Consider the following 20,973-nt stretch of genomic DNA (forward strand, 5'->3'; position numbering starts at 1 on the left):
CCTTTCTGCGTATTTCTACGCAGGCGCAGGAGGCGAATCGCACGGATGCGCGAGCGGCACCGGTCTTCGATACTCGTCAGAACAAAGGAGTTGTCTGATCATGAAGCAAGAGTCATCCATCCGGCCGGGTACCGCTTTGCTGGCCATCGCCATTACGCTCGCCATCTGGTTCGTGGTTCCCGTTCCGCAGGGTGTCACGCCGCCAGCCTGGCATCTGCTGGCCCTGTTCATCGGCACCATCGCCGCTATCATCGGCAAGGCCATGCCGATCGGCGCGCTGGCGTTGATCGCGATCGCGCTGGTGGCCATCACCGGCGTCACCAACAGCAAGCCGTCGGCAGCCATGACCGATGCCCTGAGTGGCTTTTCGAACACGCTGATCTGGCTGATCGGCCTGTCGATCATGATCTCGCGCGGCCTGATCAAGACCGGTCTGGGCGCGCGCATCGGCTATTTCTTCATACGCCTGTTCGGCAAGAAGACGCTGGGCATCGGCTACGCGCTGGGGCTTTCGGAACTGGTGCTGGCACCGGTCACGCCCAGCAACACGGCGCGCGGCGGCGGCATCATGCATCCAATCATGCGCTCGATCGCGATCAGCTTCGACTCATCACCTGAACAGGGCACGTCGGGGCGGATCGGACGCTATCTGGCCCTGGTCAACTACCACGCCAATCCGATCACCTCTGCCATGTTCATCACCGCCACCGCGCCCAACCCATTGGTGGTTAAGTTCGTCGCCGAAGCCACCGGTGCGCAGATTTCCCTGAGCTGGAGCACCTGGGCCCTGGCCATGCTGCTGCCGGGCCTGGCGGCCATGCTGCTGATGCCGCTCGTGCTGTACTGGCTGTCACCGCCGGACATCAAGGACACCCCGCAAGCCTGCCAGTTCGCCCAGGAGCGGCTGACCGAACTCGGCCCAATCAAGGCCAGTGAGAAAATCCTACTGGCGGTATTCGCGCTGCTGCTGTTGCTGTGGGCCGGTGTGCCGGCGATGGTGCTGGGTGCTGGCTTTGAGGTGGACGCCACCGCTGCCGCGGCAGTAGGGTTGGCACTGTTGTTGGCCAGCGGCGTGCTGGACTGGGACGATGTGCTCAAGGAAAAGGGCGCCTGGGACACCATTACCTGGTTCTCGGCGCTGGTGATGATGGCCACATTCCTCAATAAACTCGGTCTGATCACCTGGTTCTCCAAGGCGGTACAAAGCGGCATTCTCAGCCTTGGCCTGGGTTGGGTCGGCGCCGTGGCATTGCTGATACTGGTCTACCTGTATTCACACTATTTCTTTGCCAGCACCACCGCGCACATCACTGCTATGTTCGGCGCCTTCTTTGCGGCCGGCATCGCGCTGGGCGCACCGGCCATGCCGTTTGCACTGCTGCTGGCGGCGGTGTCATCGATCATGATGACGCTGACGCATTACGCCACCGGCACCTCACCCATCATCTTCGGTTCGGGCTATGTCTCGCTGGGTGAATGGTGGAAGATCGGTTTCGTGATGAGCCTGGTCAACCTGACGGTCTGGATCGTAGTCGGCGGCATCTGGTGGAAGGTGTTGGGATACTGGTGAGATCAAGGCCAACGGCCGGTTTGGAGAGATCAGTTCCGATAGCCGTTTCCCAGTCTGCAAGAACCGGCGATTTGCAATTTGGACAAATTTCCTGCTGTGATCCGGCAAAGACCCAGAGGAGTCAGTCGCCAAAGACCGCCATCGGATAGGCATTTCAACCAGAAAATCATCAGGGTCACCAACTGCGGCGCCTGACACTGTGACATAGCCCAAGCGCTAAAAGGACCCCTCCCATGAGTCAGCAAATTGCCACTGCATCCGGCACGGCAACATTCCAAGGCGCACCCATGGCCGCGGCCGCCACTTCCATCTGCGAGTTCCTGGCCTTCAAGCTCGGTTCTGAAGAGTATGGCATCGACATCCTGCGCGTGCAGGAAATCCGCTCCTACGAGGTGCCCACGCGCATGGCCAATGCGCCGACGCACGTCAAAGGCGTGATCAATCTGCGCGGAGTGATCGTTCCCATCCTGGACCTGCGCATGAAGTTCAACCTGGAGCAGGTCAACTACGACAGCTTCACGGTGGTGATCGTGCTCAACCTCGGCGCGCGGGTGGTGGGCATGGTGGTCGATGGCGTCTCCGACGTGATCACCCTCACGCCCGAGCAACTGCGCCCGGTGCCTGAGTTCTCTTCAGCCGTCAGCAGTGACCACTTGCTGGCCATCGGTTCGGTGGGGGAGCGCATGCTGATCCTGCTCGACATCGAAAAACTCATGACCAGCGCCGAGATGGGGCTGGTTGCGCAGACTCTTCAATAAATCGATTAGGGACATTGTCATGAAAATTTTCACCTCTTTGAAAATCGGTCCCCGTCTGGGTCTGGGCTTCGCCCTGGTTCTGGCCTTTGTCGCTCTTATATCCGGGATCGCCATTTGGGAACTCCATGCAGTGGCGCAGGAGGCACGGCAAATGATGCAGGAGCCGCTTGCAAAGGAGCGCCATATCAGCGAGTGGAGCCGGGTGATCAATGTGGCCGTGATCCGAACCTCAGCGATTGCAAAAAGCAGTGACCCTGCCCTGGTGTCTTTTTTCGCGGCCAATGCCGCAGAAACCACGAAGATAGCTGCGGACCTGCACAAAGTGATCGAGCCAATGATGACCAGTAATGAAGAGAAGAAGCTGTTTTCCACGATTTCGAAAGTCCGCCAAGACTATCTGGCAAGTCGAAACCAGGTTGGAAAGCTCAAAGCGGAGGGCAAATCTGACGAAGCCAATGACACTTTGGAAAAGGCGTTTGTTCCGATTTCAGAAAGTTACATAAAGCTGGTGGGTGAACTGCTTGAAGTTCAACGCAAAACCCTTGATCAAAAGGCGAGCCAGATTTCCGATATAGAGCAGTCGAGTCGCACCACTCTGCTCGCGCTCACGCTACTGACAATTGCGGTGGGTGCAGCATTTGCCTGGTTGCTGACAAAAGGAATTACCGGCCCTCTGTCAGACGCTGCGGTGGCGCTTCGACGGGTCTCCGAGGGCGATCTGGCGAACCATATTTCACCGCAGGGGCGGGACGAAACAGCACAGCTGTTGCATGTGCTCAAAGACATGCAAACCAGACTGGCCAGCGTGGTGAGCCAAGTGCGCCAGGGCTCTGAAAGAGTAGCCATCGCCTCAGCCGAGATCGCCCAGGGCAACCACGACCTCTCGGACCGCACCGAGCAGCAAGCCAGCGCGCTGGAAGAAACCGCCGCTTCCATGGAAGAACTGAGTTCCACCGTCAAGCAAAACGCCGACAACGCGCGCCAAGCCAACCAGCTCGCCCAGAGCGCCTCCACCGTGGCGATCAAGGGCGGCAGTGTCGTGGGCCAGGTGGTCGAGACCATGAAAGGCATCAACGATGCCTCCAGAAAGATCTCGGACATCATCAGCGTGATCGACGGCATCGCCTTCCAGACCAACATCCTGGCCTTGAATGCTGCAGTGGAAGCAGCCCGAGCTGGCGAGCAGGGGCGCGGCTTTGCCGTGGTAGCTTCCGAGGTGCGCTCCCTGGCTGGACGCTCAGCTGATGCAGCCAAGGAAATCAAGATCCTGATCAATACCAGCGTGGAGCGGGTCGCGCAAGGCACCACCCTGGTCGATCAGGCAGGCGTGACCATGACTGAAGTGGTGAGTTCCATCAAACGAGTTACCGACCTTATGGGCGAGATTAGCGCGGCTAGTTCCGAGCAGAGCCAGGGTGTGGCCCAGGTTGGCGAGGCGGTCACGCAAATGGACCAAGCGACACAGCAAAACGCTGCGCTGGTCGAAGAGATGGCAGCAGCCGCTTCCAGCCTCAACTCCCAGGCGCAGGACTTGGTGCAGACGGTGGCGGTGTTCAATCTTGGCGCCAATGAAGCGCATCAAGGCAGCGCGCTGGCGAGCAGGTCGATCCGATCCCAACAGACTTCGACCGTCGGGTACAAGAGCGCAGAGCGGCGCAGTCTGGCGGCGCCAGCCTGAAGTGGCTGTGAGTCCGGCAATGTGGGTATCAATCTGGACAATGCCTTCAAGGCGCATGCAGACTGGCGCACCAAACTGAGCGCTGCAGCCACCCGGCATGAACAGCCCGACGCCGAAACCATGAGTCGGGGCAACTGTTGCGAGATGGGCAAGTGGCCGCTTGGTGCGGGCGCCACGAAATCTGGCGGCAGACCTACATTCGTGGCGATCATCCGTTCCGTCAACCTTGCGTCCCGTCAAATATTGCTCATCATTTTACCCTGTGGCCCTCGTTAAATGGTCAAAGTGCGCTATATAAATAGTAGCAAATAAGTCGTTCAATACGAACGATATTGGGTCGGCGCAAAAATGGTCACTCCACGACTCATAGGGACCACAGAGCGGCACTCGTTCTAAAGCGTCAGACGTCCGGTATCGGATAACCAGTTTAAGTAGTTGTAGGACCGCAGTGTGCCCTTACCCGACGGCCGGACTACTGAAGTGCCTGCTCGATACCGGCCACTCGACCCCACAAATGATATTCACCGGAGCGATGGCAGAGCTCCATAAAGCGGTACTGGTTAAAGAGCCGGCTCCCCAAGCGTGTGCGGCGCAAGGCGCTTCAACAGCCGTCCGGCGCGCGCCTGCACCCGGGCTTCACCGGTGTCGCCAGCGTCTGCACTATAAGCCAGCGCGCCATTGACGAAGACCTTTTCAATGCCTTCGGACAGCGCAATCGGTTCTTCGTAAGTCGCCACATCGCGAACCCTGGCCGGGTCCAGCACCACCACGTCGGCGTGCCAGCCCACCTGCAACTGCCCGCGCTGATGCAGACGGAAATTGCGGGCCGACATGCCGGTCATTTTGTAAATGGCTGTTTCCAGCGAAAAGAGTTGCTGATCGCGCCAGTAGCGCGCCAGCACGCGCGGAAATGCACCCCACAGCCGCGGATGCGGATGCTGGTCGTGCGGCAAACCGTCCGAGCCAATCATGCTCAAGGGATGGGCAATGACGCGTTTCACGTCGTCCTCGTGCATCTGGAAATAGCAAGCTCCGCCTGGCTGCAGTCGGCGGCAGACGACCTTCTGGTCAACGCCCCACTCGGTGGCAATGGAGGCCAGAGTGCGGCCCGTCATTTCAGGATGCGGAGTGGACCAGCTCACGAGCACGTCGATCACTCCATCGACGAGATCCTCGCGCAGCACGGTGGAGCCTGCCACGTAAGGGTAGACATCCATAGCCACGGGCTGGCGGATGGCGAGCGATTCAATAAGCGGCAAGGTTTCCTGCGTGCGCCCCCAGTTGGCCGGGCCGGCACATTTGTGGTGTGAAATGATCAGCGGCACGCCGGCGAGAAAGGCCGTGTCGCCGGCCTCATGAAGCGCTTCAATGATGGCTTGCATCTCGCTACGCAGGTGGGTGCTGTACACCCCGCCGAACCGCGAGACCACTTGGGCCAGACGCACCACTTCTTCGGTAGGCGCGGCAAAAGCCTGTTCATAAAAAAGACCCGACGACAGGCCCGCCGCGCCGTCTTCCATGCAGTGCGTAAGCAACGCACACATGGCGTCGAGCTCGCTGGCGCTGGCCGCGTGGGTCAGGTCGCCCACGCAGGCAAAGCGCAAGGTGGTGTGACCAATCAGCACCGCCACATTGACTGCCGGTTGTGCGGCCGCTACGGCGCGCTCATAACTCTCCACCGAATCAAACCGGAATGAATCGGCACCGAGCAGATTCAGCGGCGGCTCGGACTTCTTCACCACAAAAGGCGCCAGCGAAATGCCACAATTGCCGGTGATGACGGTGGTAATGCCCTGAGAGATTTTTGGCAGCATGTCGGGGTGATTGAGCACGATGGCATCGTCGTGCGTATGCACATCGATGAAGCCGGGGGTGATGGCCAAACCGCTGCAATCCACACAGCTCACTTCTTCAAGCCTCAGACTCTCAGGCAATTGGTGGCGCAGCGCCTTGCCCAGCGCCGCAATCCGGTCGCCCTCCAGCAGCACATCGCCGATCCAGCCGCCGGCACCCGTGCCATCAATCACCAGACCATTCTCAAGCAGGGTAGCGCGCGTCATTTGAGTTTTCTTTCGTTGAGTTTGAGTTTGCTTTCATTGACTGCGGCTGCCGTGTCCCAATCGAGCCTGGCGTAGTGCCGCATGTCCACACCGCGCGTGCTGAGCACCTCGCGCACGCCACCTAGACGCTTGACGGCCAGATCCCCCAGCCGCTGCGCCACCAGCACCGTGACGATTTCAATCACGGTGAGGTGCACCAGATAGGCCTCGGTGCCCACATGCATGATCGGGTCTTCTGGCACATGAATGCCCAGCACAATGTCGGCGTGCTTGGCCAGTTCGGTCTCCTGCTGGGTCAGAGCAATTACCGTGGCGCCTTGCGAGTGCGCTACGTCCACCGCCTCGATCAGCGAGGGCATGCCGCCCACGTGCGAAATGGCAAACACCACGCCCTGGGTGCCCAGGGTCGCGGCCGACACCAGTTGCAAATGAATATCCAGATAAGCATTGGAAACCAGCCCCAGCCGGAACAGCCGGGCTTGCATGTCGGACGCCATGAAGCTGGAAGTCACGCCCACGCTGTAACAGTCCACGCGGCTGGCGCGAACGATGGCGTCAGCCGCCGCTTCCACTTCCGCCACACCGAGCTGCGCCTGCACACCGCTGACCGCAGTGGCAGCGCCCCTGATAACTTTGGAGATGACTTCCTGGGCTCCGTCATGGAGTTGCACCCGACGATGCAAGGGTGAGCCGCTGACGGCTAATTCCTGCGCCAGCGCCAGCTTAAACTCGCGCAGGCCCGGATAGCCCAGGTCACGACAGGTGCGCATGACGGTGGGCACCGAACTGCCCGCCCGGTGCGCCAGCTGCTCAAAACTTTCATCCAGCACACGCTGGGGATCCTGCAGGATCATGGCAAGCACGCTACGCCTGGAGGTCGGCGCGTGCGCCATGGTCTCGGCAATTCTTGCAAGAACTTTTGAAGTCATGAAGTGGTCAAGTGGTGAATTGAATTGTCGTGAGCGAAGACTGGTCACGAAGAATCAGAAACGGGTCACAAGGGCATCGCAAACCACATAGTTTTCATCAACCACGGGCATCCATCGCCATTTGTCAAACGTGGTGCAGGGGTGCGATATTCCCAGTGCCACCAGATCGCCGACCTGCAGCGCCGCATGCTCGGGACCCGTGCCACGCAAATAGGCATGCTGGTCGTTCAGGCCGCTGATTTTCCAGTCGGCCGGCGCATCCGTGATGGCCGCGCCACCGGGCTTGCAAAAAGTGAGCGGGACGGGCAAATCCAGATCATAGGAAATGTCGCGCTTGCCCACGGCGAGTATCACCAGACCGGGCTCGGGGCAGGACTGCACAGATGCCCAGACCTCCATCGCCGCCTGCAAGCCGCCGCTGCAGTGCAGGCGCGAATTGACCGCATTGACCATGCGCTTGTAAAACCCGTGATCGTGCGTCACGTAGCAACCTGATCGCAAGATGCCGCGCACCGGTCGGGAGAGTTCGGGCTTGAGTCGGTTTGCCACCAGGTCGAAAATCGCCGAGCCGCCGGCGCTGACCAACACCTCTTCGTTGTCAAAAAAATTCTGCTGATCACAGGCGACGGCAATTTCACACACGCGCTGCATCAGCGCCGCGGCATACGCCTCGTCCGCCGCTGATTGCCCGGTCGCGCCCAGGCCTTCATAGCACTCGATGCCGACCAGGCGGCATGCCGGGCTGTCATGGAGGTGGCGTGCCAGAGTCATGGCATCTTTCTGGCTGCGACAGCCGGTACGGCCGCCCTCGACCCCGATTTCCAGTAAGACCTCAAAAGGACGCACAGGCGACTGGAGCACTTTTGGCGACAGGTACCAGGCTTCAATCAGCGCCAGCTGCGCCACAGAATCCACCAGGAAGGCAATTCGCAGTCCGTCGTACTTGCGCTGCATGTCCTGAATGCCGGCCAGGTCCACTGCGGCGAACACCTGGTTGGCAATCATGCAACGGCGCGCACCCACTGACACCCCGGCGCGCACCTGGGACACGGTGGCAAAGGTCAGGCCCCAGGCGCCCTCGTCGAGCTGTCGCTTGAGCAACTGAGGCGACATGGTGGTTTTGCCGTGCGGGGCCATGTCAAGGCCATGATCGGCAGCAAAGCGCTGCATCCACGACAGGTTGTGCTGCAGCGCCTGCTCCTTGACGAGAGCCAGTGGCAGCGGCAAATCACCGTCCAGCACGCGCCAGTTCTGAGCGGCAATCTGCGAGCGGCGCAAGGGCGGGCTGGTGTGCGGAAAGCCCTTGAAAGAGTGGTCAATCTGCGGGTCGAGAATGTCTTGCAAAGTGGTCATGGTTGATCCTTTTTTATGAGTCTGTCTAGGTCCCTATTACGCCGTCACCACGGCGATGTCATCCCGGATGCAGGCCTTGAAGCGGCCCTGCCCCATGTCCCGCAACTCGGGACGGATGCTGGCGCAGGCGTCGATCACATGGGGGCAGCGGGTACGAAACACGCAACCCGAAGGCGGGTTGACGGGGCTGGGAATGTCGCCGGTGAGCGCAATGCGCTCGCTCTTTTGCTCGGGGTCGGGCTTGGGCGAGGCTGCCAGCAGGGCCTGGCTGTAGGGATGCAGAGGCCGGGCAAACAGCGCGGCCGTGGGCGCCACTTCCATCACGCGGCCCAGGTACAGCACCACCACCCGGTCGCACAGGTATTCCACCACGTCCAGGTCATGCGAGATGAACAGCATGGTCAGCGACAGGCGGTCGCGCAGGTCGCACAGCAGGTTCACCACCTGCGCCTGTATCGACACGTCCAGCGCGGACAGGGGCTCGTCGGCCACGATGAACTCGGGCTCAACCGCGAGGGCCCGGGCCACGCCGATGCGCTGGCGCTGGCCACCGGAAAATTCATGCGGATAGCGGCTGGCATGCTCGGCGCGCAGGCCAACCAGTTCCAGCAATTCGGCGATGCGCGCATCCCGGACTTTGCGGCCTTTGGCCAGCCCGTGCACCTGCAAGGCCTCCCCCAGAATGTCCTTTACGCGCATCTTCGGGTTCAGGCTGGCGTAGGGGTCCTGAAAAATCATTTGCAGCTTGCTGCGCAGGGCGCGCATGCGGGAACTTGATGCCGACCCGAGGTCTTCTCCCCGGTACAACACCTGGCCCGAGGTGCTCTCAATCAGCCGCAGCAGCGTGCGGCCAATGGTGCTTTTGCCTGAGCCCGATTCCCCGACCAGCCCCAGTGTTTCACCGGGCTGGATGGAAAAGGATACATCATCTACCGCACGCACCGGCTTGGCTGGCGCGCCAAAGTAGCGGTGCAGATTCTTGACTTCAATCAGTGGCGCGCTCATGCGGTCTCCGTCAAAACAAGAGCAGCTTCAGACACCAGAATGCAGCGCGCGGCACGTTGCGGTCCGGCACTTTCCAATTCGGGCATGGCTTCCTTGCATGCCGCCAGAGCACGGTCGCAGCGCGGTTCAAACGCACAGCCCGGCGGGGGCGACAGCGGGCTGGAGACCTGGCCGCGAATGGCATACAGGCGGCGCTTGACGCGCGTTTCTCCGTTGGCCAGCTCGCGTTTGCGCTGCTGTGCCGGCAGACAGGCCAGCAGGCCCTGCGTGTAGGGGTGCTGCGGCGAGGTAAACAGCGCTCTCACAGGGGCCGCCTCGACAATGCGGCCCGCATACATCACCGCCACATCATCGGCGTGGTGGGCCACCACCCCAAGGTTGTGCGTGATGAAAAGGATGCTCATGCCGGTCTCTCGCTGCAAGCGGCGCATCAGCTCCAAAATCTGCGCCTGGATGGTGACATCCAGCGCGGTGGTGGGTTCGTCGGCAATCAACAAGGTCGGGTTGCAGGCCATGGCCAGCGCAATCATCACGCGCTGGCGCATGCCGCCAGACAGCTGGTGCGGGTATTCATGCAGGCGTCGCGTGGCAGCCGGTATTTCCACCAGTTCAAGCATGCGCAGGGCGTGTGCGAGGGCCGCTGCGCGGTCCAGTCCCATATGCAGGCGCACCGACTCCGCAATCTGTTCACCCACCGTGAAGACGGGATTCAGGCTGGTCATGGGTTCCTGAAAAATCATCGCGATTTCATTGCCCCGTATGCGGCGCATGGCGGGCTCGGGCAGCGCCAGCAAGTCCAGCGTTTCACCGGCGCGGTTGGTAAACAGGGCCTGGCCGCTGACCTGGGTGGAATCGGTGCGGGACAGCAGCCGCATCAGGCTCAGGCTGGTCACCGATTTGCCTGAGCCGGACTCGCCCACCAGCGCGGTGGTTTTGCCGGGATGGATGCTGAAGCTGACATCGGCCACCGAGCGGATCAGTCCCTCATCGGTGTCAAAAAAAGTGCTCAGGTTGCGGACGTCGAGCCGCAAGGGATCAGGGGATGTCAGGGGCGGTTTCATGGACTGGTTCTCACATGGACTTCTTAAGCCGGGGGTCCAGCAGGTCGCGCACGCCGTCACCCAGCAACTGCAATGACAGCGCGGTCAGAATGATGGCGAATCCGGGAAACAGAACAACCCAGAGTGCGTCATGCGCATACTGCTGGCTACCGGCCACCATGGTGCCCCAGGTCGGTATTTCAGGCGGCACGCCCACGCCCAGAAAGGAAAGCGCCGCCTCGGCCAAAATGGCATAGGCAAAGATAAAGGAGGCCTGCACCAGAATGGGCGACATCAGGTTGGGCAGAATATGCCGCCACAAAATGCGGGCAGTTGACACGCCCACGGCCCGCGCCGCCTCCACAAACAGCAGCTCACGCACCACCAGCGTGGAGGCACGTACCACCCGTGCCACGCGCGGCGTGTACACCAGCACCAGCGCCAGCACCACGTTGAACATGGACGGCCCCAGAATGGCTACCAGGGCAATGGCCAGCAGGATGTCGGGGAAAGACATCATCGCGTCCACCACGCGCATGATGGGCGCGTCCAGCCGACGGAAAAATCCCGCCACCAGGCCAAATAACGTGCCAAACGCAATGGCGCCTGTGGCCGTCAACGCCGCAATGGTGAGTGAATAGCGGCCGCCAAAGGCAATGCGCGCAAACAGATCCCGTCCAAGTTCGTCGGTGCCCATGAGATGGGTGGCCGTAGGCACCGACAGGCGCTGGCTGACTGCGGTCTCATTCGGGTCATAACCGGTGATCACGTTGGCCAGCAAAGCGACCAGCACCACAACCAGCAAGCAGATGGCGGCGCCCAGTACGATACGGCGTCGGAACAGTTTTTTGAGAATCAGCGGAGTTTTCATACGGTCAGTACTTCACTCTGGGGTCCACCACCATGTACAGCAGGTCGGTCAGGAAATTGATCACCACATAAATCATGGCAATGACCAGCAAGGCGCCCTGTATCACCGGGTAGTCGCGCCGCAGGACGGCGCTCACGACAAGGTTGCCGACACCGGGCAGTCCAAACACGGTTTCGGTGACCACGGCGCCGCCAATCATCAGCGCGACGGTGAGGCCCAGCACAGTGATGATGGGCACCATGGCATTGCGCAGCGCGTGCTTGAGCACCACCACCTTTTCAGACAACCCTTTGGCGCGCGCGGTGCGCACATAGTCCTCGCCCAGCACATCGAGCATGGAGGCGCGTGTGAAGCGGATGATCAGCGCGGAGTTGAGCACGCCCAGCACCACTGAAGGCAGTACGAGGTAGTGAATGCGTTCGATCAGCGAGGCGCCTGGGTCGCCGTACCCGGACACCGGAAACCAGCCCATGGACACGGCAAAAATCTGCATCAGGACCAGCCCGAACCAGAAGCTGGGAATGCTGGCGCCCAGCATGGCAAAGCCGGTCAGGAACTGGTCAATGAACTTGCCGCGAAACACCGCCGAAACAATGCCGCAGGGCACGCCAATTGCCGCTGCAATGAAGACGGCCATCAGCGCCAGCAAGGTGGTGGGCTCGGCGCGCTCCCACAGCGCCTGGGTGACCGGGCGCTGCAGGAAGATGGACTGGCCCAGGTTGCCGTGCGACAGTTCCTTTAGCCAGTAGCCAAACTGCACCGGCAGTGGCTTGTCCAGGCCATATTCTTTTTGCACGCGGATAATGTCTTCAGCCGTCGCCTGGTCGCCCAGCAGCACCGTGATAGGGTCGCCCGATGCGGCGCGTGTGAGTACAAACACAATGACCGCCACGAGCGCCATGACCACCAGCATGCCCATGACGCGTGATAACAAATAGCGAGTCATGACGAACTTTCTTTGACCAAATACAACGAGGTACGCAACGGGCCCCGCCTCGCCGCCGGGCTGCCCCAAGGCGAAGCCACCCCCCGGGGGCAGCGCATTAAACGAAGTGAAGAACGTGGGGATCCATCTCTTTTCAATTCTTTAGGCCGGTGTTCCAGAAGAAGGGCCAGGTGGAAGGCACATAGCCCTGCAGTGCAGGCGACTTGGCCGACAGGCTGTTGAACTTACCCGCATTGACATATGGCACTTCGTCATAGATCACCTGTTGCACTGCACCCCACAAGGCGCCGCGCTTGGCGGGATTGGTTTCGTGGTTCAGCGCAGCCAATGCGGCCTGCTTGGCCGGTGAGCTCCACCAACCCGGCGCACCCTCGCCAAGTTGCGGCGGGGACAGCATGGGTTCGGGGAACTGGCCCGAATGCGTGATGTAAATGTCCCAAAGCCTGGAGTCGCCGCGGCGCTGCACCAGTGTGGCCCAGTCCACCACGTTCAAATCGGCCTTGAAGCCGGCGCGCTTGAGCTGCTCGGCCATGATCAGCGCCATGTTGTAGTGAAAGTCGTACTGGCGGCTGGTCAGGATACGGATGGTTTCGCCCTTGTACCCGGCTTGGACAGCCTGGCCTTTGGCCTTGACCGCATCACGTTCGTTGTAATTGGCTGCGCCGGCGTTTGAATAAAATGGCGTCCCTTTGGGGAAATGGTTGGGCTCAGCCGTGAAGAAACGCGTGTCGCCAAATCCGGCGGCCAGCATTTCGCCTTCGCCAAAGCTGGTTTGTACCGCTTTGCGCAAGGGCTGGGAGGCCATCACGCCTTCCTTTGTATTGAACACAAAGTACGGAAAACCAAAGGACGGCGTCAGGATGGGAACGGTCTTGCCGCCCGATTTTTCAAGGCGGCCCAGCGCTTCGGTGGGCAGCAGGTCGGCAAAGTGGTATTGCCCGGCCAGCGCGCCCTCAACGCGCGTGTTGGCATTGGGCACGGGGATGAAACGCAACTCATTGGCAATCGCGGTTTTCTTGCCGCCATAGCCACTGGGGGCCTCCTTGCGGGCAGAGTACTGGTCAAAGCGCGTCAGCAGCACATACTGGTCAGGGCGGCGCTCCTTGAATTTGTAGGGGCCGGTTCCGACGAACTCTTTCAGCGGCGTGGCAATCGATTCTTTGGCCATGATCGCGGCCATGCCGGAAGGCATGGCCAGCTGCGACAACAACGGCGCATAGGGTGCCTTGAGCGTGATCTCGATGTCATGGCCTGCATTGATGGACAGGTCTTCTACCTCCTTCGAAAGCGCCTTGCCGCGCGGCGACACCTCCATCCAGCGCTTGAGGCTGGCCACCACGTCTTCGGCGTTCAGCTCGCGGCCATTGTGCAGCTGCACACCCTTGCGCAGTGTGATGCTGTAGCGCTTGCCGTCGGCTGACACCTTGGGCAGGCCTTCCGCCAGCATGGGTACTATTTTCCAGCTCGCATCAAAGGTAAAGAGCGGCTCATACACATGCTGCATGATGGTGGCCACCAGATCCGTGGGGGATGCCATCGGGTCCAGCGTTTGCGGCTCGGCAATCATGGCCAGGTTGAGGGCGGATTTTGAAAGCGCTTGCGCCTGGGCGCCGATCGGCAACAAGGCCGTACCACCCACCACCAGCGCCAAAGCCACCGCCTTGCGACGGTTGATCCAGAATTTTTGCTGCATGCCGATCTCCTTAGAGGTGAAAGTATTTTTCAATTTTCGAAGAATATGCGACATTTTCTTTTGCAAAAATAGGTACAAACCCTAATACTTTAAAATGAAAATGAAAATATATTTCACGCTGATGGCCAAGCAGCATGATCCAAGGGTGTAGCGCTCTGTCGTGCGCACCAGTCTGGTGTCTACCTATCTGGGGTTTCACGGTCTGTCTTTTTTCACTCAACTAGGAGTTTTTCGCAATGTCCGCACTCGAATACTTTGGCAACCCCCCTGTCGCCTCTGACCACCAGCCCCGGCCGTTTTCGCCGGCCGTGCGCGCGGGCGACTTCGTTTATGTGTCGGGTCAGGTTCCGGGCGACGAAAAAGGTGAAATCGTGCAGGGCGGTATTGAAGTGCAGACGCGGCAGGTCATGAAAAACCTCTCTGCCGCTCTGGCGCTGGCCGGCTGCACGCTGGACGATGTCTGCAAAACCACGGTGTGGCTGCAGGACGCGCGCGATTTCGGCAGCTTCAACCGCGTCTACATGGGTTACTTCGGCGACAAAAAACCAGCGCGCTCCACCACCGAGGCGCGCCTGATGGTGGATGCACGGGTTGAGATTGATGTGGTGGCGTACAAGCCACGCGCTTAAGCTCAGCTCAATTCCATCGGGGAGCGGCGAGGTACCTACGGTGACGAGCGTTGGGGCACCGTCCTACCCTGGCCAGGGTAGTGTCGCGTTAGCCGATGACGCTGCCGATCCGGACTTCCTTGTGGCCCGGCGTGGTTCGTAGGTGCTGCGTGAAAATCGCTAATCAAAATTCCTTTCGCTCCGAGCGGGGTAGGTTAGGCCTTGTAACACGCCAATACCACTCGCATCGGGAGGGGGATAAAAAGCAGAGTGAACAATGAAATGAAGACATTCGATGTAGTTGCCCTTGGCGAAGCCATGGTGGAGTTCAATCAGACCACGGCCGGCCTGCCGGGCTATCTGCGGGGCTTTGGTGGCGACACTAGCAACTCTGTCATCGCGGCCGCGCGGGCCGGCGCCCGCTGTGGCTACCTGTCGCGCGTTGGCCGTGATACGTTCGGCCAGTCACTGCTGGACCTTTGGACGGAAGAGGGCGTTGCCACCACGGCGATAGAGCGTGATGCAGAGCACCCCACAGGCATTTACTTTGTGACCCACGGCCCGAACGGGCATGAGTTCAGCTACCTGCGCGCTGGTTCGGCGGCCAGCCGGATGACACCAGCCTGGCTGCAAAATGGAGTGGCAAGCGAGCTACTGTCTGCCAGCAAGATTTTGCATGTGTCCGGCATTTCCATGGCTATCTCCAGCAGCTCCTGCGATACTGTGTTCGCCGCCATACAACTGGCTCGTGAAGCTGCAACCCTGGTGTCGTTTGATGCAAACTTGCGCCTCAAGCTCTGGCCGCTGGCAAGGGCACGGGCCTGCATCACACAAGCCATCTCGATGAGCGATATCTTTCTCCCTAGCATGGAAGACGCCAGCATCCTCTGCGGCCTAAACGATCCGGATCAGGTCGTCGACTGGGGACATTCGCTGGGCGCGCAGATCGTCGTGTTAAAACTAGGCAGCGAAGGCGCCTTGGTGAGTGACGGTAGCAGACGTGAACGCATCGCCAGCCACCAGGTCCAATTGATCGATGCCACCGGTGCGGGCGACTGTTTTGCTGGCAACCTACTGGCTCGCATGGCTCAAGGCTGCACGGCCTTTGAAGCCGCACGTTATGCCAATGCGGCCGCTGCGCTTGCGGTTCAGGGCTTTGGCGCCGTCGCGCCATTGCCCCGGCCGGATGCCGTGCGAGCACTGTTGTGAAGCAACTAGTGGCGGTGGACTGGGGTACGTCCACAATGCGCGGCGCATTGCTGGATGACACGGGAAAGGTCCTGGAGGAGAGGTCTTTTTCCCACGGCCTCCTGACGGTGAAATCGGGTGAATTTGCCTCGGTGTTCGAAAATTGTTTTGGTGACTGGATGCAAGCCCCTGATGCGTTATGTCTAATGTCCGGCATGGTCGGCAGCAAGCAAGGTTGGCTGGAAGTGCCCTATTGCCCGTGTCCCGCAGGATTCGCAGAAATCGCCGCCAACCTGACGTGGGTGGAGCCGGGCCGTTTGGCCATCGTTCCCGGACTCTCTTGCGAAAACGATGGCGTTCCTGATGACACGCACCTCCAGCGCATTCCTGACGTCATGCGGGGCGAAGAAACGCAAATTTTTGGTGCACTGCAGCTACTCGGGCTGCAAGAAGCTCTGGCAGTTCTGCCGGGTACGCACAGCAAATGGGTGCAGGCGCAAGCGGGTCGTATCCAATCATTCTCCACATTCATGACAGGCGAGTTTTTCGCCCTGCTGCGGCAGCACTCCATTTTGTCGCGCTCGCTCCCGGCCGGCGATGGTGAATTTGACAGCAAGGCTTTCGACCAGGGCGTGACACTGGCCCTGCGCAGCAACAGCCTGCTGCAAACCGCCTTCAGCACACGCACCCTGTCGCTGTTCGACCGTCTGCCTGCTGAAGCACTGCCCAGCTACCTGTCCGGTCTGATCATTGGCGAAGAATTACGTGCCCAGACATTGCAGGCCAACGCCCACGTGGTCATCATCGGCTCAGAGACTTTGACGCAGCGTTACCAGCGCGCGCTGGCCCTGCGGGACGTATCCTCGCAGCGGGTGGGTTCAGAGGCCACTTGGGCCGGCCTGTGGGCTATCGCGCAAACTCTCGATCCCAGCTTTTTGAATCAATGATGAACGCACACGAAAAATTTGAAGCCGCACTGAACCACATGCCCCTGGTCGCCATTCTGCGCGGCCTGCCTGCGCAGGAGGCACTGGCGGTGGGGGAAGCCCTGACCAGCACGGGCTGGACCTTGATCGAAGTCCCGCTCAACTCGCCTGATCCGCTGACAAGCATAGCCGCCCTGGCCAGCAACTTTCCGAAGGCATTGATCGGCGCTGGCACGGTGATCACACCGGCCGATGTGCGTAACGTGCATGCCGCAGGTGGCCAATTGATCGTGTCGCCCAATTTCAATCCAATGGTGGTGCGCGAGGCCGTGCGTTTGGGGCTGGTGTGCTTACCCGGCGTGATGACTGCCACAGAAGCCTTTGCAGCACTGGAGACTGGTGCCACGGGACTCAAGTTATTTCCAGCTGAGATGATCAGCCCAGCAGTCGTTCGGGCTTTGCGCGCGGTGTTACCCGCAGACACACGATTGCTGCCGGTGGGGGGGATTACGCCAGAAAATATTTCCAGCTACTTGAAGGCAGGTGCTAGCGGTTTTGGCATTGGATCGGCCCTTTACAAGCCCGGCACAACGGCGGCCGAGGTGCAGGCCAGCGCCATGAACTTCATTGCCGCCTGCCGCGGACCCTGCTAGGGCCACGCGAGCCCAATTGTTCGAAGTTATTGATGATCGAGTTGGCCTTGTTGAAACGCATGCTGCATGAACAGATTGTCATCAGGGACGGTGTTTACCCATCCGACAACCATACCAGGACTACCCAGAAGCGCGCCAGACATGTCCCAGAACAATACGCTCGTACCAAACCCAGCGTTAACTGCACCAAACAACAACAGCTTGGCGGTCTGACTCTCGATAATGAGTTTGGTGCCCAAGAAGCCTAGTACCCCATCCAGCGCGACCTAATGGTGCGCGCTGGTGCACGAACGTCATCACAATTGGCAGGAAGCGCCAAAACAAAGCCAGATATTATCACCATATCTACGCGGTGCTTAAGCGGCATAACCAAGATTGGCCAGTCCCGCCATGAGCAGCGAGACTCTCAGCAAACCCCATGGATTCGTCCGCCGGATATTGAGCGGCATCCCCAGTTGCACAGTGCACGGTGCCGCAGCGAGAGCTGCTATCACGATTCCAACTTGGGGCACTCGGGCCAGTGTAGATACCGCACACTGGAATCGCGAAGTTATAGGCGTCCCAATCAACCGTCCAGCCAGCCATGTTGAGGAAGAGGCAACAGCAGCGTCCGGTCTGTCGGCAAATCAAGGACTTGGCCACTGACCCCACTGAATTTGGCAGCCCACAGCGTTACATTGGGAAACAGCTTGGCCCATCAAGCGAAAATCCACAGCTCAACGCAAGCATCAGAAATGCGCTTCGGTGACCAAAGTTGTTCGGACAAGCAGACTGTTGAAATTAAAGCCATATTTGACATGCAAAGTAACTGATAAGGAGAGAGTCTTGAGTAATATCCCTTTTGACCCGCGCCCTGGACTGGGTCTGCGACCGATCATCAATGTTTCTGGCACGATGACCGAGTTAGGCGCTTCTATTGTGAGTCCTGAGGTGGTCGCCGCAGTCAGTGATATCTTGCCTCATTTCGTCGAAATTTCTCATTTGCAACGGCTGGCGTCTAGGCAAATAGCCATGAGCACTGGAGCACAAGCGGGCTATATTACGGCGTCAAGTGCCTCGGCGCTGACACTGTCCGTGGCGGCCTGCATGACGGGCTCCAGCCTGAGTGAGATTGAACAGTTACCAGACACCCAAGGCATGAGGTCTAAGGTTCTGCTTCAAATGGGTCATGCCATCCACTATGGTGCCTCTATCGAACAGACCATTCGGCTATCTGGCGCGCAAGTCCGGCTAATTGGAACTGCAACTTTGGCGTCGGGATATCAGCTCGAAGCAGCGATTGATGACGACACTGCTGCAGCTGTATTTGTAGTTTCTCACCACGTTGTTGACCATGGGCAAATTGGTTTACCGGAGTTCGTTGAGATTTGTCACGCTAGAAACGTCGCGGTGATAGTCGATGCCGCTTCGGAATACGATCTGCATGGCTTCCTCAGCGCTGGTGCTGATATTGTGATTTATAGCGCACATAAATTCTTGGGGGGCTGCACCGCTGGTGTTGTGGCAGGCAAGCTTGACTTGGTGCGCAGCATGTATCTACAGAATCGAGGTATTGGACGTGGCTTCAAGGTTGGTAAAGAAAGCATCGTTGGTAGCATTGCTGCACTAAGAGCTTGGAGTACACGTGACCACATCGCCGTGCGAGCGAGAGAAGCCGCTGCAATGCAAGTATGGATGGAGCTGTTCGCACCACTGCCAGGTGTTCAGGTCGCCATCGAACCCGATCCCACCGGCAACCCGCTGTCACGCTTGAGGATACAGATTGATCCTGCGTCAGCAGGAATTACTGCGTGGGATTTAGCTGACCGTTTAGAACAACATAGTCCGCCAATTATCGTCCGCGACCACGACGTCGAACAAGGTTTCTTAGTTCTCGACCCATGTAACCTGCACCCAGGTCAAGAGCACATTGTGGCCGACGCCGTGATAGCTATTTGCAGGGCAGCGATGAGATCGCCGGAAAGTTCACGAACTTTGGTGGAACGTCGCGCGGCAAATGCTCAGTCATTGCTAAGCTGGCCGGACTAACTTTCGAACTTCGAGAATCGGCTAGTCTGGGCGGCAGACAAGAATTTTCGGCTAGCGAATTGATGAGCTGAATCGTAAATCGGGTAGCCGGGCTGTATTGTCGGAGTAATGCAGTCTCAGTGACTGTTCTATCTTGTCTGGGCACCTCCCCCTTGCCGTCGATCAGCGGCTCTGTTGGTAAACGCCAAACCAACAATGCAGTTACCTTGATACCCTTGGGGCAGTCCTGGGCCCAGGCAGCGCAACCCGAACCGGGTATTGCTGCTGTATTGCCGGTCGCGCAGTTGCTAAACCGGGAATCAGAGCCCTAGAAGTGCGGGCGTCGACATCAAAACCAGGTGCTACATTTAATTCTATGCACTTTACTTTCCGGTTAGCCCACCTCCATAACAGCGTTCGTCAGGGCTGGGCGATACGTCGCGGTCTGGGGCAAGCGCCGGCGGTCCGCGCAGATCGTGATGACCGACTCCTTCTCCACTTCGGCAACCGTCAAAACCAGCATCCTGAATTTTGTTTCACCTCAAGCTCCGCACAACCATGAAAACACCTGTCAACACCTTCAAACAAGCCTTGCAGAATCAGCAGGTCCAGATCGGCCTTTGGGTTGACTTGGCCGACGGCCTGTGCGCCGAACTCGTGGCCGGCATCGGCTACGACTGGCTGCTGCTCGATGGCGAACACGGTCCCAGTGACCTACGCACAATGCTTGCGCAATTGCAGGGCGTCTCCAGCGCCCAGGGTTCTATCCCCGGCCTGGCTACGCACCCGATCGCACGCGTGCCGATGGGCGAGGTCGCCATCATCAAGCAGTTTCTCGACCTTGGCGTACAGACCCTGCTTGTGCCCATGGTGGATACGGCCGAACAGGCCGCGCAGATGGTGCGTGCCATGCGTTACCCGCCCGACGGCATCCGCGGCATGGGTAGCTCGGTGGCCCGCTCGTCGCGCTGGCAGGGCTACCCTAACTACATTCAGGAGGCGAATGAACAAGTCTGTCTGCTGGTGCAAGCGGAGACGGTCGAGGCCATGCGCAACCTCGACGCGATCGCCGCCACACCCGGAGTAGACGGCGTGTTCATCGGGCCTGCCGACCTTTCGGCTTCGATGGGTTTTCCGGGCAATCCGGATCACCACGAAGTGCAGGTCGCCATCGCGGATAGCATCGCACGCATTCTCAAGGTCGGCAAGGCACCTGGCATCATCGCCACGACAGAGGAGCAAGCGCGTAAATGGCTGGCAGCTGGCGCGTTGTTCGTAGCCGTTGGCGTGGACACCATGTTGTTGTCCGATGCCGCACGCAACCTGCTTTCCAGGTTCAAATCATCCGCCCCCAAGTCGTCAGCTGGCGGTTACTGAAAACCAACTACCCCGGAGTCGGCCATGACCGCACCATTAAGACCGCAGTGGGCACCATGTCGGGCGACATGAACAACTACTGAGCGGAGTCGAACTGGATAACTCAAGGCTGCCTGTCACATACGACTGGACAGGCTGCATTGGTGTAGACGCCATCCCGCTGCCAGTGTCGGCAACGCGGTATGGCCGCCGCCAACTGGGCGGCAGCTTGGTGGAAAGCTAACGCATCAACTGAGTCAACGGTCCACTCCAAAACATCGAGCGGGGAGTTCAAGGTCGGTTATCGGGCAGGCATTTCAAGAAAATCATCG

At 59.6% G+C, this 20,973-nt stretch carries 18 protein-coding genes; 9 read left to right on the plus strand and 9 right to left on the minus strand.

Annotation, left to right across the window (positions count from 1 at the left end; genetic code table 11):
* Positions 1 to 100: 100 nt before the first annotated feature.
* The 3 genes from RFER_RS04600 (at position 101) to RFER_RS04610 (ending at position 4,006) form a co-directional block, all read left to right on the plus strand.
* The gene (locus RFER_RS04600; protein ID WP_011463243.1) at positions 101 to 1,570 is read left to right on the plus strand and encodes a DASS family sodium-coupled anion symporter; all 1,470 of its coding nucleotides are present in this window, start codon (positions 101 to 103) and stop codon (positions 1,568 to 1,570) included.
* A 233-nt stretch (positions 1,571 to 1,803) separates the two neighbouring features.
* Positions 1,804 to 2,328, plus strand: coding sequence for a chemotaxis protein CheW (locus tag RFER_RS04605; RefSeq protein WP_011463244.1), 525 nt, complete (start codon positions 1,804 to 1,806; stop codon positions 2,326 to 2,328).
* A 19-nt stretch (positions 2,329 to 2,347) separates the two neighbouring features.
* Entirely contained in the window at positions 2,348 to 4,006 is a 1,659-nt protein-coding gene (locus RFER_RS04610) for a methyl-accepting chemotaxis protein (protein ID WP_011463245.1), read from the plus strand.
* A gap of 560 nt (positions 4,007 to 4,566) precedes the next feature.
* On the opposite strand, the gene RFER_RS04620 is transcribed toward RFER_RS04610, so the two are convergent.
* The 8 genes from RFER_RS04620 to RFER_RS04655 all read right to left on the minus strand — a co-directional run bounded on the left by RFER_RS04620 (position 4,567) and on the right by RFER_RS04655 (position 13,903).
* Positions 4,567 to 6,066 carry an N-acyl-D-amino-acid deacylase family protein gene (locus tag RFER_RS04620; RefSeq protein ID WP_011463247.1) on the minus strand — a complete coding sequence of 500 codons (1,500 nt, stop codon included), beginning with the start codon at positions 6,064 to 6,066 and terminating at the stop codon, positions 4,567 to 4,569.
* A complete protein-coding gene (locus RFER_RS04625; protein ID WP_011463248.1) occupies positions 6,063 to 6,995 on the minus strand; it encodes a MurR/RpiR family transcriptional regulator in 933 nt (310 codons plus the stop codon). The genes RFER_RS04620 and RFER_RS04625 overlap by 4 nt, the downstream gene beginning before the upstream one ends.
* Before the next feature lie 54 nt (positions 6,996 to 7,049).
* The gene (locus RFER_RS04630; protein WP_011463249.1) at positions 7,050 to 8,348 is read right to left on the minus strand and encodes an amino acid deaminase; all 1,299 of its coding nucleotides are present in this window, start codon (positions 8,346 to 8,348) and stop codon (positions 7,050 to 7,052) included.
* Between the two features lie 36 nt (positions 8,349 to 8,384).
* Positions 8,385 to 9,353 carry an ABC transporter ATP-binding protein gene (locus RFER_RS04635; protein WP_011463250.1) on the minus strand — a complete coding sequence of 323 codons (969 nt, stop codon included), beginning with the start codon at positions 9,351 to 9,353 and terminating at the stop codon, positions 8,385 to 8,387.
* Positions 9,350 to 10,414: an ABC transporter ATP-binding protein gene (locus RFER_RS04640; RefSeq protein WP_011463251.1), complete on the minus strand. Its 1,065-nt coding sequence runs from the start codon at positions 10,412 to 10,414 to the stop codon at positions 9,350 to 9,352. Before RFER_RS04640 ends, RFER_RS04635 begins: the two co-directional genes overlap by 4 nt.
* Before the next feature lie 10 nt (positions 10,415 to 10,424).
* Complete coding sequence (locus RFER_RS04645; RefSeq protein WP_011463252.1) at positions 10,425 to 11,264, minus strand: ABC transporter permease; 840 nt, start codon at positions 11,262 to 11,264, stop codon at positions 10,425 to 10,427.
* A gap of 4 nt (positions 11,265 to 11,268) precedes the next feature.
* On the minus strand, positions 11,269 to 12,210 hold the full coding sequence (locus RFER_RS04650) for an ABC transporter permease (RefSeq protein WP_011463253.1): 942 nt from the start codon (positions 12,208 to 12,210) through the stop codon (positions 11,269 to 11,271).
* Between the two features lie 133 nt (positions 12,211 to 12,343).
* Complete coding sequence (locus tag RFER_RS04655) at positions 12,344 to 13,903, minus strand: ABC transporter substrate-binding protein (protein ID WP_041791497.1); 1,560 nt, start codon at positions 13,901 to 13,903, stop codon at positions 12,344 to 12,346.
* Between the two features lie 236 nt (positions 13,904 to 14,139).
* Here RFER_RS04655 and RFER_RS04660 point away from each other — a divergent pair, with 236 nt between their 5' ends.
* The 4 genes from RFER_RS04660 (at position 14,140) to RFER_RS04675 (ending at position 17,278) form a co-directional block, all read left to right on the plus strand.
* Positions 14,140 to 14,532, plus strand: coding sequence for a RidA family protein (locus RFER_RS04660; protein WP_011463255.1), 393 nt, complete (start codon positions 14,140 to 14,142; stop codon positions 14,530 to 14,532).
* A gap of 261 nt (positions 14,533 to 14,793) precedes the next feature.
* Positions 14,794 to 15,720 (plus strand): sugar kinase, encoded by a 927-nt coding sequence (locus RFER_RS04665; protein ID WP_011463256.1) that lies wholly within the window; start codon positions 14,794 to 14,796, stop codon positions 15,718 to 15,720.
* Positions 15,717 to 16,646 carry a 2-dehydro-3-deoxygalactonokinase gene (locus RFER_RS04670; protein ID WP_041790163.1) on the plus strand — a complete coding sequence of 310 codons (930 nt, stop codon included), beginning with the start codon at positions 15,717 to 15,719 and terminating at the stop codon, positions 16,644 to 16,646. Before RFER_RS04665 ends, RFER_RS04670 begins: the two co-directional genes overlap by 4 nt.
* Entirely contained in the window at positions 16,643 to 17,278 is a 636-nt protein-coding gene (locus tag RFER_RS04675) for a 2-dehydro-3-deoxy-6-phosphogalactonate aldolase (RefSeq protein WP_011463258.1), read from the plus strand. The genes RFER_RS04670 and RFER_RS04675 overlap by 4 nt, the downstream gene beginning before the upstream one ends.
* A gap of 26 nt (positions 17,279 to 17,304) precedes the next feature.
* Here the strand turns inward: RFER_RS04675 and RFER_RS23945 are convergent, their stop codons facing one another.
* Positions 17,305 to 17,517 (minus strand): hypothetical protein, encoded by a 213-nt coding sequence (locus RFER_RS23945; protein WP_166485661.1) that lies wholly within the window; start codon positions 17,515 to 17,517, stop codon positions 17,305 to 17,307.
* 586 nt (positions 17,518 to 18,103) lie between these two features.
* Here RFER_RS23945 and RFER_RS04685 point away from each other — a divergent pair.
* Together RFER_RS04685 and RFER_RS04690 are read left to right on the plus strand one after the other, a co-directional pair.
* Positions 18,104 to 19,306 (plus strand): aminotransferase class V-fold PLP-dependent enzyme, encoded by a 1,203-nt coding sequence (locus RFER_RS04685; protein ID WP_011463259.1) that lies wholly within the window; start codon positions 18,104 to 18,106, stop codon positions 19,304 to 19,306.
* A 537-nt stretch (positions 19,307 to 19,843) separates the two neighbouring features.
* Positions 19,844 to 20,662 carry an aldolase/citrate lyase family protein gene (locus tag RFER_RS04690; protein WP_011463260.1) on the plus strand — a complete coding sequence of 273 codons (819 nt, stop codon included), beginning with the start codon at positions 19,844 to 19,846 and terminating at the stop codon, positions 20,660 to 20,662.
* Positions 20,663 to 20,973: the final 311 nt, after the last annotated feature.

It is taken from the genome of Rhodoferax ferrireducens T118 (genome assembly GCF_000013605.1).
Taxonomy (GTDB): domain Bacteria; phylum Pseudomonadota; class Gammaproteobacteria; order Burkholderiales; family Burkholderiaceae_C; genus Rhodoferax; species Rhodoferax ferrireducens.

Excerpts from the sequence above, each read along its gene's own strand:
- RFER_RS04635 (WP_011463250.1), bottom strand. The coding sequence starts at position 9,353 with ATGAGCGCGCCACTGATTGAAGTCAAGAATCTGCACCGCTACTTTGGC.
- RFER_RS04625 (WP_011463248.1), bottom strand. The coding sequence starts at position 6,995 with ATGACTTCAAAAGTTCTTGCAAGAATTGCCGAGACCATGGCGCACGCG.
- RFER_RS04630 (WP_011463249.1), bottom strand. The coding sequence starts at position 8,348 with ATGACCACTTTGCAAGACATTCTCGACCCGCAGATTGACCACTCTTTC.
- RFER_RS04605 (WP_011463244.1), top strand. The coding sequence starts at position 1,804 with ATGAGTCAGCAAATTGCCACTGCATCCGGCACGGCAACATTCCAAGGC.
- RFER_RS04650 (WP_011463253.1), bottom strand. The coding sequence starts at position 12,210 with ATGACTCGCTATTTGTTATCACGCGTCATGGGCATGCTGGTGGTCATG.
- RFER_RS04690 (WP_011463260.1), top strand. The coding sequence starts at position 19,844 with ATGAAAACACCTGTCAACACCTTCAAACAAGCCTTGCAGAATCAGCAG.
- RFER_RS04645 (WP_011463252.1), bottom strand. The coding sequence starts at position 11,264 with ATGAAAACTCCGCTGATTCTCAAAAAACTGTTCCGACGCCGTATCGTA.
- RFER_RS04600 (WP_011463243.1), top strand. The coding sequence starts at position 101 with ATGAAGCAAGAGTCATCCATCCGGCCGGGTACCGCTTTGCTGGCCATC.
- RFER_RS04665 (WP_011463256.1), top strand. The coding sequence starts at position 14,794 with ATGAAGACATTCGATGTAGTTGCCCTTGGCGAAGCCATGGTGGAGTTC.
- RFER_RS04660 (WP_011463255.1), top strand. The coding sequence starts at position 14,140 with ATGTCCGCACTCGAATACTTTGGCAACCCCCCTGTCGCCTCTGACCAC.
- RFER_RS04640 (WP_011463251.1), bottom strand. The coding sequence starts at position 10,414 with ATGAAACCGCCCCTGACATCCCCTGATCCCTTGCGGCTCGACGTCCGC.
- RFER_RS04675 (WP_011463258.1), top strand. The coding sequence starts at position 16,643 with ATGATGAACGCACACGAAAAATTTGAAGCCGCACTGAACCACATGCCC.
- RFER_RS04610 (WP_011463245.1), top strand. The coding sequence starts at position 2,348 with ATGAAAATTTTCACCTCTTTGAAAATCGGTCCCCGTCTGGGTCTGGGC.
- RFER_RS04620 (WP_011463247.1), bottom strand. The coding sequence starts at position 6,066 with ATGACGCGCGCTACCCTGCTTGAGAATGGTCTGGTGATTGATGGCACG.
- RFER_RS04655 (WP_041791497.1), bottom strand. The coding sequence starts at position 13,903 with ATGCAGCAAAAATTCTGGATCAACCGTCGCAAGGCGGTGGCTTTGGCG.